Source organism: Klebsiella sp. HN106, from assembly GCF_051209435.1.
In the GTDB taxonomy this organism is placed as follows: domain Bacteria; phylum Pseudomonadota; class Gammaproteobacteria; order Enterobacterales; family Enterobacteriaceae; genus Klebsiella; species Klebsiella oxytoca.
Genome location: NZ_JBLURD010000251.1, coordinates 1 through 290 on the forward strand (window position 1 = coordinate 1; position 290 = coordinate 290).

Genomic DNA, 290 nt, shown 5'->3' on the forward strand with positions numbered 1-290 from the left:
GGGCAAACAGGAACGCATCCGCCGGATCGATACAGTAGCCGCAGACCACGCCCGGATGGATGTTCAGCGACATCAGCGCCCCCTGACCGGTACCGCAGCCGGTGACCACGAAGTCAACTGCTTTCGAATTCAGCAGAATACTGGCCATGATCCCAAGATGGATGTAGGTCAGATGATGATCGTTCTCATCGCTCATGCCGACGTTATAGACCGGGAATCCTTTTTCGTCGGCAACCGCGTTAAGCTCCTTGATGATGATGGCGTTTTTGTTCGCCTGGCTGTTCTCCATC

General features: G+C 54.8%; 1 protein-coding gene. It reads right to left on the reverse strand.

What is annotated here, in order from left to right; genetic code table 11:
• Positions 1–289, reverse strand: a 289-nt coding sequence (locus ACSIPU_RS31130; RefSeq protein WP_435322560.1) for an RpiB/LacA/LacB family sugar-phosphate isomerase, incomplete at its 3' end; no start/stop codon positions are given.
• Between the last annotated feature and the right edge of the window lies 1 nt (position 290).